Annotated in this window: 15 protein-coding genes; 7 read left to right on the forward strand and 8 right to left on the reverse strand. The window is 74.1% G+C overall.

The annotated features are described in order from the left end of the window. Positions 1-79: 79 nt before the first annotated feature. From QRT03_RS23025 to QRT03_RS23035, 3 genes are all read right to left on the reverse strand, one after another. A complete protein-coding gene (locus tag QRT03_RS23025) occupies positions 80-1,174 on the reverse strand; it encodes an alkene reductase (RefSeq protein ID WP_286055419.1) in 1,095 nt (364 codons plus the stop codon). A 96-nt stretch (positions 1,175-1,270) separates the two neighbouring features. Beyond that, complete coding sequence (locus tag QRT03_RS23030; protein WP_286055420.1) at positions 1,271-2,239, reverse strand: Lrp/AsnC family transcriptional regulator; 969 nt, start codon at positions 2,237-2,239, stop codon at positions 1,271-1,273. 18 nt (positions 2,240-2,257) lie between these two features. After that, positions 2,258-3,370, reverse strand: a complete 1,113-nt coding sequence (locus QRT03_RS23035; RefSeq protein ID WP_286055421.1) for an FAD-dependent oxidoreductase — start codon at positions 3,368-3,370, stop codon at positions 2,258-2,260. 69 nt (positions 3,371-3,439) lie between these two features. On the opposite strand from QRT03_RS23035, the gene QRT03_RS23040 reads away from it, so the two are divergent. Continuing rightward, positions 3,440-4,123, forward strand: coding sequence for a TetR/AcrR family transcriptional regulator (locus tag QRT03_RS23040; RefSeq protein ID WP_286055422.1), 684 nt, complete (start codon positions 3,440-3,442; stop codon positions 4,121-4,123). 125 nt (positions 4,124-4,248) lie between these two features. On the opposite strand, the gene QRT03_RS23045 is transcribed toward QRT03_RS23040, so the two are convergent. Beyond that, a complete protein-coding gene (locus tag QRT03_RS23045) occupies positions 4,249-4,803 on the reverse strand; it encodes a hypothetical protein (protein WP_286055423.1) in 555 nt (184 codons plus the stop codon). Positions 4,804-4,961: 158 nt separating this feature from the next. On the opposite strand from QRT03_RS23045, the gene QRT03_RS23050 reads away from it, so the two are divergent. Next, on the forward strand, positions 4,962-5,705 hold the full coding sequence (locus QRT03_RS23050; RefSeq protein WP_286055424.1) for an SDR family oxidoreductase: 744 nt from the start codon (positions 4,962-4,964) through the stop codon (positions 5,703-5,705). A 31-nt stretch (positions 5,706-5,736) separates the two neighbouring features. After that, on the forward strand, positions 5,737-6,225 hold the full coding sequence (locus QRT03_RS23055) for a VOC family protein (protein ID WP_286055425.1): 489 nt from the start codon (positions 5,737-5,739) through the stop codon (positions 6,223-6,225). Here QRT03_RS23055 and QRT03_RS23060 read toward each other — a convergent pair. From QRT03_RS23060 to QRT03_RS23070, 3 genes are read right to left on the reverse strand one after another with little or no spacing between them, the layout of a single operon-like run. Beyond that, the gene (locus QRT03_RS23060) at positions 6,200-7,036 is read right to left on the reverse strand and encodes a cytochrome c biogenesis CcdA family protein (protein ID WP_286055426.1); all 837 of its coding nucleotides are present in this window, start codon (positions 7,034-7,036) and stop codon (positions 6,200-6,202) included. The genes QRT03_RS23055 and QRT03_RS23060 overlap by 26 nt on opposite strands. A 3-nt stretch (positions 7,037-7,039) precedes the next feature. After that, positions 7,040-7,726: a DsbA family protein gene (locus QRT03_RS23065; RefSeq protein WP_286055427.1), complete on the reverse strand. Its 687-nt coding sequence runs from the start codon at positions 7,724-7,726 to the stop codon at positions 7,040-7,042. A 22-nt stretch (positions 7,727-7,748) separates the two neighbouring features. Then, positions 7,749-8,567: an SAM-dependent methyltransferase gene (locus tag QRT03_RS23070; protein WP_286055428.1), complete on the reverse strand. Its 819-nt coding sequence runs from the start codon at positions 8,565-8,567 to the stop codon at positions 7,749-7,751. A gap of 110 nt (positions 8,568-8,677) precedes the next feature. On the opposite strand from QRT03_RS23070, the gene QRT03_RS23075 reads away from it, so the two are divergent. Both QRT03_RS23075 and QRT03_RS23080 read left to right on the forward strand, forming a co-directional pair. Continuing rightward, positions 8,678-9,181: a TM2 domain-containing protein gene (locus QRT03_RS23075; RefSeq protein ID WP_286055429.1), complete on the forward strand. Its 504-nt coding sequence runs from the start codon at positions 8,678-8,680 to the stop codon at positions 9,179-9,181. A gap of 525 nt (positions 9,182-9,706) precedes the next feature. After that, positions 9,707-10,702 (forward strand): NAD(P)-dependent oxidoreductase, encoded by a 996-nt coding sequence (locus QRT03_RS23080; protein WP_286055430.1) that lies wholly within the window; start codon positions 9,707-9,709, stop codon positions 10,700-10,702. Between the two features lie 4 nt (positions 10,703-10,706). Here QRT03_RS23080 and QRT03_RS23085 read toward each other — a convergent pair whose 3' ends face one another. After that, positions 10,707-11,381 carry a FadR/GntR family transcriptional regulator gene (locus QRT03_RS23085; protein WP_286055431.1) on the reverse strand — a complete coding sequence of 225 codons (675 nt, stop codon included), beginning with the start codon at positions 11,379-11,381 and terminating at the stop codon, positions 10,707-10,709. Positions 11,382-11,517: 136 nt separating this feature from the next. On the opposite strand from QRT03_RS23085, the gene QRT03_RS23090 reads away from it, so the two are divergent. Then, positions 11,518-12,390, forward strand: a complete 873-nt coding sequence (locus QRT03_RS23090) for a fumarylacetoacetate hydrolase family protein (RefSeq protein ID WP_286055432.1) — start codon at positions 11,518-11,520, stop codon at positions 12,388-12,390. 10 nt (positions 12,391-12,400) lie between these two features. Further along, entirely contained in the window at positions 12,401-13,183 is a 783-nt protein-coding gene (locus QRT03_RS23095; protein ID WP_286055433.1) for an alpha/beta fold hydrolase, read from the forward strand. Positions 13,184-13,200 lie beyond the last annotated feature (17 nt).

Consider the following 13,200-nt stretch of genomic DNA (forward strand, 5'->3'; position numbering starts at 1 on the left):
TCACCTGGACCAAGACCGCCGAAGAGATCCTGCCCCACGCCACCCGTCAGCGAACTTCAGACGCGCGACACTAGCGGCCCTACCGGCCCACACCCGCCAGCGTGGGGTAGTCCGTGTAGCCCCGGTGGTCGCCGCGGTAGAACGTCGCGTCGTCGGCCGGGGCGAGGGGCGCGCGGGCCCGGAGCCGCTCCACGAGGTCGGGGTTCGAGACGAACATCGTCCCCAGCGCGACCACGTCCGCGAGCCCGTCGTCCACCACCCGCAGTGCCTCCGCGCCCGCGGGGAAGTCGGCCCACGCCGCGTGCGGGTTCAGCACGAACACCCCCGGCCAGCGACGGCGCAGGTCGACGGTCAGGTCGCGGTGCCCGGGCCACTCGAACAGGTGCAGGTAGGACAGCGCGGGGAGCTGGTCGACGAGGCCGCGGTAGAGCTCGTCGACCTCGTCCTCGACCAGCCCGAACGCCGTGCACCCCGGCGACAGGCGCAGCGCCAGGTGCTCCGGCCCGATCCGCGCGGCCACCGCGTCCACCAGCTCCAGCACGAACCGTCGACGCCCCGCGAGGTCGCCGCCGTAGCGGTCCGTGCGCAGGTTCGCCGTGCTGGAGAGGAACTGCTGGATCAGGTAGCCGTACGCGCCGTGCAGCTCGACCCCGTCGAACCCCGCCGACATCGCGAGCTCCGCGGAGTCCGCGAACCCGACGATCGTCGCCTCGACCTCCTCGACGGTCATCGCCCGCGGCACCGGGTAGGGGCGTCGCACGGCAGGCTCGCTCGAGTACAGGCGCACGATGCCCTCCGCTGGCACCGCCGACGGCGCCAGCGGCGCCAGCCCGCCGCCGAGCAGTTCCGGGTGGCTGTTCCGACCGGCGTGCATGAGCTGGGCGACGATCCGGCCGCCTGCGGCGTGCACGCGGTCGACGACCGGTCGCCACGACGCCGCCTGCGCCGCGGTGTGCATCCCCGGGGTGTCGGTGTAGCCCTGCCCGACCGCCTCGGGCTGCATCGCCTCGGACACGATCAGCCCGGCCGACGCGCGCTGCTCGTAGTACTCGATGATGAGCTCGGTGGCCGAGAGGCCCGGGCCGTACGCGCGCCGTCGGGTCAGCGGCGCCATCGCGATGCGGTTGGGCAGGTGCAGGGTCGGGAGGTCGATCGGGTCGAACGCGGTGGTCATGGCCGCGACGGTGCTCCCGCTCCTACGCCGATGAGCCCCCACGGCGTCGAGAACGGCTCTTCCCGACGGCAGGTCGGGTCGATCTGCTCGTTCCCGTCACGCCGTGCGCTTGACGGTGCGCAGAACCGGCGCGGTGTGGATCGCGATCAGCCCGGGCAACGTCGTCACCGGGCCGGTCAGGTATTCGAAGAGGGCGCGGTCGTCGCGGAGCTGGACGCTCGCGTAGAGGTTCGTCGCGCCCGTGGTCGCGGCCGCGAAGCCGACCTCCGGGTGTCCGGCCAGCGCCTCCCCGGCCGCGAGCAGGTCGGACGGGTGCACCGAGAGCCACAGCGCGGCCGACGACCGCAGCCCGAGCAGCGACGGCGCGAAGTCCACGTCGAAGACCAGCGCCTGTCCCCGCACGAGCTCCGCCACCCGTCGTCGCACCGTCGTGGGGGACCGGCCCGTCGTCGTCGCGAGGTCCCGCCAGCGCGCTCGGCCGTCGACCTCGAGCGCCGCGAGCAGCGCGGCGTCGTCGTCGGTCGGGCGGCAGCGCTGGCCGTCGTCGGGAAGGGCCGCGTCCGCGATGCGGCGCACGGCCTCGTCGGGAAGGGGACCGGCCTTGGTGAGCGGGCTGATCCGTCCGCCCGCGAACACCGCGAGGACCGACAGTCCGTCGACCCGCGTGACCCGCGGGCTGCGGGGCAGGCGGGAGAGCACCGATCCGGACGGCTGGTCGTCCCCGGCCGGGACCCGGACCATCGTGAGCAGCTCCGCGCCGCCGGACGTCAGCTGCACCCACGACGTCTCCGGCAGGCGCGCGACCGCGTGGGCGAGCCCCTCGGCGGCGTCCGGGACGCACCCGACCCGCACCAGCCACTGCTGCTCGTCCACCGCCGACGGCCAGGTCTTCCCGACGACGCGCACCGCGCCGGCCGCCCGCAGCTCCCGGTAGCGGCGCTCCACCGTGCGTTCGGAGACGTCCAGCACGTCGGCGACCAGTGAGAACGCCACTCGCCCGTCGATCTGCAGCGCCTGCAGCAGTCCGCGCTCCACCTCGTCGGCCGGGCCGGGGGAGCGGGTCACGCGTGCCAGCTCAGCACATCAGGCCTGCGGGAACGACGTGAACATGTCGACCAGGGACTGCGGCGAGTCCGGCCCGAACATGAGGTCGCATAGCTCGGTGCCGTCGAGGGTGGCGGCCTCGGCCCGCGGGAACAGGGCCTGCTCGTACGCGGCGAGCGCGGCCCCGACGTCGTCCGGGTGGGCGGCGAGGGCGAGGCCGAGCTCGGCGCCGTCCTGCATCGCGAGGTTGGCGCCCTCACCGTTGGGCGGGGCGAGGTGGGCGGCGTCGCCGACGAGGGTCACGCCCGGCACGCGCTCCCACCGGTGGCCGGTCGGGAGCGTGTGCAGGCGGCGGACGACCGGGTCGACGTCGGTGTCCGTGAGCAGGGCGGTGAGCTCGGGGGCCCAGCCGTCGAACTCGCGCAGGACGCGCGGGACGTCGACGTCGTCGAACCAGCTCAGCGGCTTCGTCAGCGCGACGTAGGTGTGCAGGGTCCCGCCGGCCTCGCGGTGGGCCTGGATGCCCTTCCCGGGGGCGACCGCCATCATCGAGCCGCCACCGACGGTCGCCGCGGAGGTCGGGTGCCGGGTGTCGCTCTCGTGCAGCCAGGTCTCGACGAACGACCGGCCGGAGTAGGTCGGCGTCGCGTCCGAGACCAGCGGGCGGACCTTCGACCAGGCGCCGTCCGCGCCGACCAGGACGTCGATCTCCACGGTTGTCCCGTCGGCGAACGTGATCTCGTGCCGGCCGCCGTCGAGCGGACGGATCGCGGCGACCTTGTGGCCCCACCGCACGGTGTCCTCGGGCAGGGAGTCGAGCAGCAGACGGCGCAGGTCGGCGCGCTGGATCTCCGGACGCCCGCCCGACCCGTCGTCGGGCTCGTCGAGCAGGACGGTGCCGTGCTGGTCGAGCACGCGCATCGCCTCGCGGCCCTCGAGGACCAGGGCGCGGAACGCCTCCGTCAGCCCGGCCGCCTCGAGGGCGGGCTGGCCGTTCTCCTCGTGGATGTCGAGCATGCCGCCCTGCGCGCGGGCGGTCGCACTCGGTTCCGCCTCGTACACCGTGGCCCGGAGTCCGTGGACGTGCAGGACGCGGGCGAGGACGAGGCCGCCGAGGCCGGCGCCGACGATCGTGACGTGGGTGGTGGTCATGACGTACCTCCTGTGGAATGTCGTTCCAGAAAAGTTTGGAACGGCGCTCCAACCGTGTCAAGATGAGGCATGGCCACGCGGACCCGGCGGAGTGACGCGCTCTCCCGCGAGCGCATCGTGGACGCGGCCGTCGAGGTGCTCGACGCGTCGGGCGAGAGCGGCCTGACGTTCCGCGTGCTGACCGAGCGCCTGGCCACCGGCGCGGGCGCGATCTACTGGCACGTCGCGAACCGGGACGAACTGCTCGGCGCGGCGACGGACGGGGTGGTCGCGGCGGCCCTGGCGGACCGGCCATCGGCGGGGTCGCCGGAGGAGGAGCTGCGGGCGGTCGGGCTCCGGTTGTTCGACGCGATCGACGACCACCCCTGGCTGGGGACGCAGCTCGGGGTGCAGATGTCGCGCTCCCCGACCGGACCCACGACGCCGCGGTTGGTCGAGGCGTTCGGGCGGCCGATCCGTGACCTGGGCGTCCCGGAACCCGCGTGGTTCACGGCGACGACGACGGTCCTGTCCTACGTGCTCGGCGCCGCCGGGCAGAACGCGGTCAACGGACGCGCGGGCGGCGGCGGTCTCGGGCGGGCGGAGTTCCTCGACGCGACGGCGGCGGCGTGGGAGGCGCTCGACGAGGACGGCTATCCGTTCGTCCGTCGGGTCGCGCGGCAGATGCGCGGCCACGACGACCAGGAGCAGTTCCTCGCCGGCCTCGACCTCGTGGTCGGCGGCATCCGGGCGGCGCACCCGCCCGAGCGGTGATCATCGAGCACTGAGGGCTGCGGGATGGCGCTCGACGGCGGGGCGCGGGTCGCCTGCCCTGCAGACGACAACGGGCGAACCGTGTCCCCAGGACACGGTTCGCCCGTCGTGGTTCCGTGCGGTGGCTAGCCGTTCGACAGTGAGCCGTGCCCGGCGGCACCGCCGATGCCGTGCCCGCCGGAGGCGCCGTTGGCCTGGGCGTCCCCGCCGGACGAGGAGTTCTCGCTCGGCGCCGACTTGCCCAGCAGCGCGAGGTTGCTGCCGGACAGGACGTTGATCCCGCCCTGGCCGCCGGTGGCGAGGCCACCGTTGCCGCCCGCACCGCCGGTGCCGGCGCCACCGTTGCCGCCGTTGCCCCCGGTCAGGGTGCTGACGGTGCTCGTGATGTCGGTGATGGGCGACGAGCCGTGGCTGCCGTGCTTGCCGTCGGAGTGCTCACCCTTCGCGTGGCCGCCCTTGCCGTGGCTGCCGCCGGACTGATGGCTGCTCCCGACCTGGTGGCCGTCCTTCTCATGGCTGCAGGAGTCCCCGGTGCTGGCCATGGCGGGCGCGGCGGCGGCCAGCAGGCCCACGCCGGCGATCCCGGCGACCGTCACCGCCCGGCCCGCGCGGCCGACCCGCGGCTCCGCGCCCCGGACGTCGAGACCGATGCCCCCGGCGGCGTTGGTGTGCTTGCCCATGTCTCGTCTCCCATCGCGGTGCGACGTCGGCACGCTCTGCGCCGAACGCCGCGGGAATCCCCCGGATGGATCTCGCTGTAACCCCGATCGAGACATCGCCGTGATCCAACCGTGACCTCACACGGAAGATCCGCACCTCGAACGGGTAGCCGCCGATCATGAGTGACTCACTGCACGGCGTGGTCGCGGCGGTCACGGGGGCCTCGAGCGGGATCGGCGGGGCGACCGCCCGCGCGCTCGCCGAGCGGGGCGCGACCCTCGCCCTGCTCGCGCGCCGCGAGGACCGCCTCACCACCCTCGCGGAGGACCTCGGCGGCGCGACCAGCATCCACGTCGTCGATCTCGCAGACACCGAAGCCGCCGTGGGGGCGATCGGCGAGGTCGTCGCGCGCCACGGGCGGCTCGACGTCCTCGTGAACAACGCCGGGTACGGCTCCCTCGCCCCAGCGCGCGGGTCCGACCTCGCCGACTGGCGCGCGACCACGGCGATCAACCTCGACGGGCTGCTCGCCGTCACGCACGCCGCCCTCGAGCCGCTGGTGAATGCCGCGTCCGGGTCGCGGGGCGTCGCCGACGTCGTCAACGTCAGCTCTGACGCCGGACGGCGGGTCATGCCGGTCGGAGCGGTCTACGCGGCGACGAAGCACGCGGTCGGTGCCTTCTCCGAGTCGCTGCGCCAGGAGCTCGCGCCGGCGCACGTGCGGGTCGGCGTGGTCGAGCCGGGCATCACCCGCACCGAGCTGCCGGACAAGGGGGAGGGCGACACCCCGGACCTCGACTCGCTCGGGGAGCTCGGTGTGCTCGAGGCCGCCGACATCGCCGACGCGGTGGTCTACATGGTCACCCGACCGGCCCGCGTCGCCGTCAATGAGATCCTCGTCCGGCCGGTGGAGCAGGACTGAACTTGTCCGCCTCGACGAACACCATGGGCGCATGGCGATCAGCACCCTGACCCACCTCAACTTCACCGGCGACGCCCGCGCGGCGCTGGAGTTCTACCACTCGGTCTTCGGCGGGCAGCTCGTGATCAACACCTACGGTCAGGGCGGCGTGCCGCAGGACTCGCCCGACTCCGACCGCGTGGAGTTCGCCCCGGTCGCGGCGGACTCCCCGAACGCCGACCTCGTCGCCTTCGGCATGGTCGCGGCCGAGAACGGCTTCCGCATCGCGGCCTACGACGTCTTCGACGCGACCGGAGGCGGGCTCGCCGGGGCCGGTCGTCGCCGGGCCGACAGCCTCGTCCACGACGAGTCGCTGTTCGTCATGCTCAACGGCGAGTCGTTGGAGGAGGTCACGCCGCTGTGGAAGGGGCTGGCCGAGGGCGGGACGGTCCTGCAGGCCCTCGCGCCGACGCCGTGGGGGACGCCCTACGGCATGGTCACCGACCGCTTCGGCGTCACCTGGATCGTCGCGACGAGCTGAGCGACGACCGGAGCCGCCACCCGACGACGGCGAGCGTCACCACCGCGACCACCCCGAGGACGACGAGGTCGGGCACGGACGACCCGACGGCGACGGCGGTGTTCTCCGCACCCGCCGCCGTCGCCGGATCGGCCCCGACGAGGCCCGCGGTGCCGTCGTAGACGACGAACAGCACGCCGATCACGACGAAGAGCAGCCCGGAGACCGTCGACGTGGTGTGCAGGGTCAGCGGCCCGACGTGGAACGTGCGCCCCCGCAGCCACCGGCGACTCCCGAGGTTGAAGCGCTGCCACAGCAGGGCGAGCACGAACAACGGCACGGCCATGCCCACGGCGTACACCGCGAGCAGCGCCGCGCCGCGCACGGCCTGCCCGCTCGCCGCGGCCACGGTCAGGACCGCGCCGAGGATCGGCCCGGAGCAGAACCCGGCCAGGCCGTAGGCGGCGCCGAGTCCGAGCGTGGCGAGCCACGTCCCGCGGCGTGCCATGCGGGACTGGAACCGCGCCGCCGGCGCGAACGCCCACCCGCCGCCGAGGATCTGCACGACGCCGAGCACGATGATCAGGACGCCGGCCGCGGTCACGACCTCCGTGCGGTACTGCGTCAGCACTCCCGCCAGCGCCCCCGATCCCGCCCCGAGCGGCACCAGCACGACGGCCAGCCCGACGAGGAACACCGACGTCCGCGCGACCAGCTCGGTCCGCCCGCTGACCGCGTAGGCGAAGAACGAGGGCAGGAGCAGGGCGCTGCACGGGCTGAGCAGCGCCAGGAGGCCGCCGAGGAACGCCGCCGCGTAGCCGAGGTCGGGCACGCCTCAGCGGTCCCGGGCCAGCGCGCCGTCGAGGGCCTGCTGGAACGTCGGTAGTGGCTGGGCACCGAAGATCAACTGGTCGCCGATCACGAAGCTCGGCACCCCGCCGACGCCGAGCCGGCTGCCGAGCGCCTGGTCGTCGGCGACCGCCCGGGCGATCGCGGGGTCCGCGAGGTCCTGCCGGAACCGGGGCACGTCGAGCCCGAGCCGGGCGGCCTCGTCGGTCAGCGTCGCCTCCGTGACCTCACCGCGGTTCTCCGCCCGCTGGTCGCGGTAGAGCGCGGCGTGGAAGTCCCAGAACCGTTCCTGACGACCGGCGGCGCGAGCCGCCCGGGCCTCGAGCACCGACTCCGGGCCGAGGTAGGCGAAGTCGTGCCACTCGAGGCGGACCTGGCCGCTGTCGACGTACTGCCGGATCAGCGCGGGCTCCGTGGTGGCCGCGTACAGCCGGCAGAACGGGCACTGGAAGTCGCCCCACTCCGCCAGGACGACGGGTGCGTCCGGGTTCCCCAGCGCCAGCGGGTCGCCCGGGTCGCGGCGCGGGACGGCGAGCCGGGCCTGGGCGACCGGGTCCTGCGAGGTCGTCCCCGCGGACCCGGCGTCCCGCGACGTCGTCAGCGTGACCACGGCCAGCACCGCCAGGACGACGAGCACGAGCCCGGCGCCGACGAACGTCCTCGTCCGATTCACCTGGTCGGTTACCCCGGTGGGCTCAGGGCAGACGTGCGACGAGGCCGTAGCCACCGGCGCCGGGGGTCCCGGGGTGCGGGTCGGGCCAGTCGCGGACGTCGACCAGGCCCGGGGGCACGAGCTCGAGGTCCCCGACCAGCCCGCGCAGCTCGGCGCGGCTGCGCAGGAGCAGCGGGGTGGCGCTGTTCGCGTAGCCGACCGCGGCGCCGCGGACCTGCTCGGCGACCTCGGGATCGTCGTGGTCGTCGGAGGCGTGGCTGATCGCGACGACGCTGCCGGGCGCGAGGGCCGCGCGGTAGTGGTCGAGGGCCTCGCGGGCGGCGGGATCGGCGACGAAGTGCAGCACCGCGATCATGAGGAGGGCGACGGGGCGGTCGAGGTCGAGCAGGTCCGCGACGCCGGGCGCGCACAGGACCGACGCCGGGTCGCGGAGATCGGCGCGGGTGATCGTGACGGTGGGGTGCCCGGCGAGGATCTGCTCGGCGTGCGCGACCGCGACCGGCTCGAAGTCGACGTAGGCCACCCGTGCGGTCGGCTCGGAGTCGAGGGCGATCTCGTGGACGTTGCCGACGGTCGGGACCCCGGACCCGAGGTCGAGGAACTGGTCGATCCCCTGCGCGAGGCACCACCGGACGACGTGGCCGAGGAACGCGCGGTTCGCCCGCGCCACCGCGGCGATGTCCGGGTTGCCCTCGACGACGCGGGCCGCCACCTCGCGGTCGACCTCGAAGTGGTGGGCGCCCCCGAGGAAGTAGTCGTACATCCGCGCCGCGTTCGCGTGCTCGAAGTCGATGCCCGCCTCCAACATCCGCTGCGCCTCGGACCACTCGTCGTCGCTCACCGCACCCCCCGGTCCGTCCTCGACCCTAGAGGGCCCGGTGTAACCCCCGGCGAAGATCCGGCGATGAGTCGTCGACACCCACGAGGGGTCACGACGAGTCGGGGGACCGGATGAGCGAGCACGTGGGGCTGACCTGCCCGAACTGCGGCGGAGGGCTGCCGGTCGCCGGCGTGCCGTGTCAGCGCTGCCGGGCGGCCGGACGCCCCGTCCAGTACCCGAGCGGGCCCCAGCAGGTCCCGCCGTACTCCGCCCCCGTCGCAGCCCCCTTCGCGACGACGCCGCCTCCGGCCGCGTACGCGCCCGCGCCCTACGCCCCGGTGCCGTACGGCGGGTACGCGCCGATGGCCTACCCGGTCCGGCCGGCCAAGTCGGCGGGCGTGGCGGTGCTGCTGTCCTTCCTGTGGCTCGGGGCCGGTCACCTCTACCTCGACCGCATCGGCACCGGCCTCACGCTCATGGCCGCGCACTTCTTCGTCGGCTTCCTGCTGTTCTTCCTCTTCTTCCCGCTCGGCTTCCTCGCCTGGCTCGCCGGGTTCATCACCTGCGCGATCGTCTGCTCGAACCTCGCGAACCAGATCAACGCCGGAACGGTGCCACCGCGCGTGACCTGGTGAGACCGCGGCCCCGGCTCGCGCTGCGTTGCGTCGCGCACACGGCGGGAGGAGGTCGCCCCGGCCGACGGAGGCGTTGCGTCGCGCACACGGCGGGAGGAGTTCGCGTCGGGTGACGCGGGCAGTGCGTCGCGCACACGGCGGGAGGAGTTCGCGTCGGGTGACGCGGGCGTTGCGTCGCGCATACGGCGGGAGGGGGCCGCCCCGGCCGACGAAGGCGTTGCGTCGCGCAACGCGACGGCGGGACCAGGTCGCTCCGGCCGGCCGTGTGCGCGACGCAACGCGTGGACGCGAGTAGGTCGCTCCGGCCGGCCGTGTGCGGGGCGCAACGCGTGGACGCGAGGAGGTCGCCCCGGCTGACCGTGTGCGGGACGCAACGCCACCGGGTGCGTGCGACTCCGGCCGCCTCGTCCGCGTCACCGTGACCCGGACATCGACCTGACACCCCGAACGCCCGACCCCCCGACCCCACCGCGCCCGCACCTGGCGGATGGCGCCGGACCGGCCCGCCGGGTCAGAGTGACCCGTATGGCTCACGCGGAGATCCGTCGGGAAGGCCCGGAGAGCATCGGCGACCTGCAGGCCCTGGCCGGGCGCACCGTCGGCGTGCTCGGGTACGGCAACCAGGGCGCCGCGCAGGCGGCGAACCTGCGCGACTCGGGTGTCACACCCGTCGTCGGGAACCGCGTGGACGAGTACGCGACCGCGGCGGACGAGGCTGGCTTCGCGCCGCGGCCGATCGCCGAGGTGGCCCGGGCGGCCGACGTCCTCCTGCTGCTGGTCCCCGACGAGGTGCAGCCCGACCTGGTCCGTGACGAGATCGCGCCCGGGCTGCGCGCCGGGGACACGCTCGTCCTCGCGAGCGGCTACAACTGGCACTTCGGGCTGCTGGAGGTGCCGGACGGCGTCGACGTCGTGATGGTCGCGCCGCGGATGATCGGCGCGGCGGTGCGCGACCGGTACGTCTCGCGGGTCGGCTTCCCGTGTCTCGTCTCGGTCGAGCGGGACGCCACCGGGCACGCGTGGGACACCACGACGGCGATCGCCCGCGGGATCGGGGGCGCGCTCGGCGGAGCGGTGGTGTCGTCCGCCCGCGAGGAGGCGGCGCTGGACCTGTTCAGCGAGCAGGCGGTGTGGCCGCTCGTGCTGGGGATGCTCCGCACCGCGCACGCCGTGCTCACCGAGGCAGGGTTCAGCGAGGAGGCCGTGCTCTCCGAGCTGTACCTCTCGGGCGAGCCGTCCGAGGTGTTCGACCACATCGCCCGGGACGGACTGTTCGGCCAGCTCGGCCTGCACTCCCGGACCTCGCAGTACGGGCAGCTCCGCGCGCTGGCCGCCGCCGACGTCACCGCGACCTACGAACGGTTCTCGTCCGTCCTGCACGACGACATCCTCTCCGGCGCCTTCGCCCGCGAGTGGAGTCGACCGGAGGCGGGGGAGCAGCTCGACGAGCTGCGTCGCGAGGCGGAGACGTCGACCCTCGCGCGCGCCGAGGCGGAGGTGCGCTCCCGCCTGCAGCACTAGGGAGTCAGTGCACCCCCAGCAGGTTGGTGCGCACGTCGACGAGGTGGGCGCGCATGTGGTCGCGCGCGGCGTCGGCGTCCCGCTCCACCAGCGCCTCGACGATCTCGCCGTGGCTGCACTCGTAGCCCTGCCGGCGTTCCGGGGTGGCCGAGCGCCGCTTGATGCTGCCCCAGACCGGCAGGTCCCGGGCGGCGTTCATGGTGTCGAAGAGCCGGAGCAGGAGACCGTTGTGCGCGGCGGTCGCGATGGCGCGGTGCAGGGCGGAGTCCCAGGCCTCGAACTCCTCGTAGGTGCCTGTGGCGTTGCCGCGCTGCAGGCAGTGCCGGACGTGGTCGACGTCGGCGGGGGTGGCGTGCCGGGCGGCGAGCGCCGCGATCTCCGGCTCGAGGACGAGCCGGGTCGCCATGATCTCGGCCGGGCTCGTCTGCAGCGTCGTCCGCGCCGCGGCCGGCAGCTCGGGCCCGCCCTCCAGCTCCGCCAGGAACGTGCCGCGCCCGACGTGCCGGGTGATGCGCCCCTCGCGCTCGAGCTCCGCGAGCGCCGACCGGACGGCGGTCCGCGACGCCTGCAGCACGTCCTGGAGGGCGCGCTCGGTCGGGATCTTGGCGCCGGTCCCGAGCCTGCCCTCGGCCACGGACTCGTCGAGCAGCGCCCGCAGGCGCGTCACCACCGGGGTCATCGGCTCCAACCAATATAGGACCAAAGTGCGGCTTCACAGCCTGCACAGCACCGTCGTACGGTCGATCCCACGATAGGATCGCGACCAAGATAGCAGATTGGTCCGCATTGGTCCGACGACGCGAAGGAGCGTGCCCGTGAAGCTGGTGACGTTCGCCGCCGGCGGCCGTGAGGGCGTCGGCCGGGTCGACGACGACGGCTCGACGGTCCTCGACCTCGCCGCGGTGGTGGGGGAGCGGACGCTCCTCGCCGTCATCGAGGAGTGGGACGTGCTCGGCCCGCGCCTCGCCGCGGCGACCGATCTACCGGCCGTCGACGCACCCGTCCTCCGCGCGCCGATCCCACGTCCCCGACGCGACCTGTTCGCCGTCGGGAAGAACTACCGCGAGCACGTCGCCGAGTTCGGGCGCTCGGGCTACGACACCCCCCAGCGCTCCGAGGACCTCCCCGAGAAGCCGATCGTCTTCTCGAAGGCGACGACGGCCGTCACGGGTCCCTACGACGACGTCGAGGCCCACGCCGGGATCACGCGCGAGCTCGACTACGAGGCGGAGCTCGCCGTCATCATCGGGCGAGGCGGTCGGGGGATCGGCCGGGACGAGGCTCTGGGCCACGTGTGGGGCTACACGATCGTCAACGACGTCACCGCCCGCGACGTACAGCGCGACCACAAGCAGTGGTTGCTCGGGAAGTCCCTCGACACGCACGCGCCGATGGGGCCGTGGGCGGTCAGCGCGGACGAGGTCGGCGACCTCGCCGCCCTCGAGGTCTCGTCCACGGTCAACGGCGAGCCCCGGCAGAAGGCGCCGGTCGCCGACCTGATCTTCGACGTGCCCGAGCTGATCCGCGTGATCTCCGCGGGCATCACGCTGCTGCCCGGCGACGTGATCGCCACCGGCACCCCCGCCGGCGTCGGCATCGGCTTCGACCCCCCGCGCTTCCTGACGACGGGTGACGTCGTCGAGTGCGCGATCACCGGTCTCGGATCGCTCCGCAACACCATCCGCTGACGACCATCCGTTGAAGGAGGACGACCACGTGCAGGTGAACGGCAAGGAGCTGGCGGTCGAGATCACCGGGGACGGCCCGGTGGTGCTGCTGGTGCACGGTCTCGGCGGGACGTCGAACTTCTACCAGCCGCAGGTCGCGGCGCTGGCCGAGCGCTTCACCGTCGTGCGGCCGGACATGGAGGGCTCGGGGCGCTCGCCGGTCGCGGGTGCCGTGTCCATCCAGAGCTTCGCCAACGACCTCGCCGACCTGCTGACCCGCCTCGACGCCGGCCCCGCCCGCGTGGTCGGCCACTCGATGGCGACGATCACCGTGCGGCTCCTCGCCGCGACCCGTCCCGAGGCCGTGTCGCACCTCGCCCTCCTCGGCGCCGTGCCCGCGCCCCTGCCCGAGGCCGGGCAGCAGGGCCAGCACGACCGGGCGGCGAAGGCCCGCGCCGGCGAGATGCCGGCGATCGCCGACGCCGTCGTGGGCAACGCGACCTCCGAGACCACCCGCCGCGACCACCCCGCGACCGCGGCCGCCGTCCGCGAGCTCGTGCTGCGCCAGGACCCGGAGGGCTACGCGCGGTCCTGCGAGGCCCTCGCCGGTGCCCCCGACCCGGGACCGATCAGCCCCGACCTGCCGCTGCTCCTGCTCACCGGGGCCGACGACGGCGTCGGGAAGCCCGAGGTCAGCCAGGCCCTCGCCGACGCGCACGGCGCGGCGACGCTCGACGTCCTGCCGGCCTGCGGCCACTGGACCGCCCTCGAGCGCCCGAACGACGTCACCGAGCACCTCCTCAAGTTCTTCTGAGAGTTCCACCGACCCAC

The organism is Actinomycetospora termitidis (assembly GCF_030286555.1).
Taxonomy (GTDB): domain Bacteria; phylum Actinomycetota; class Actinomycetes; order Mycobacteriales; family Pseudonocardiaceae; genus Actinomycetospora; species Actinomycetospora termitidis.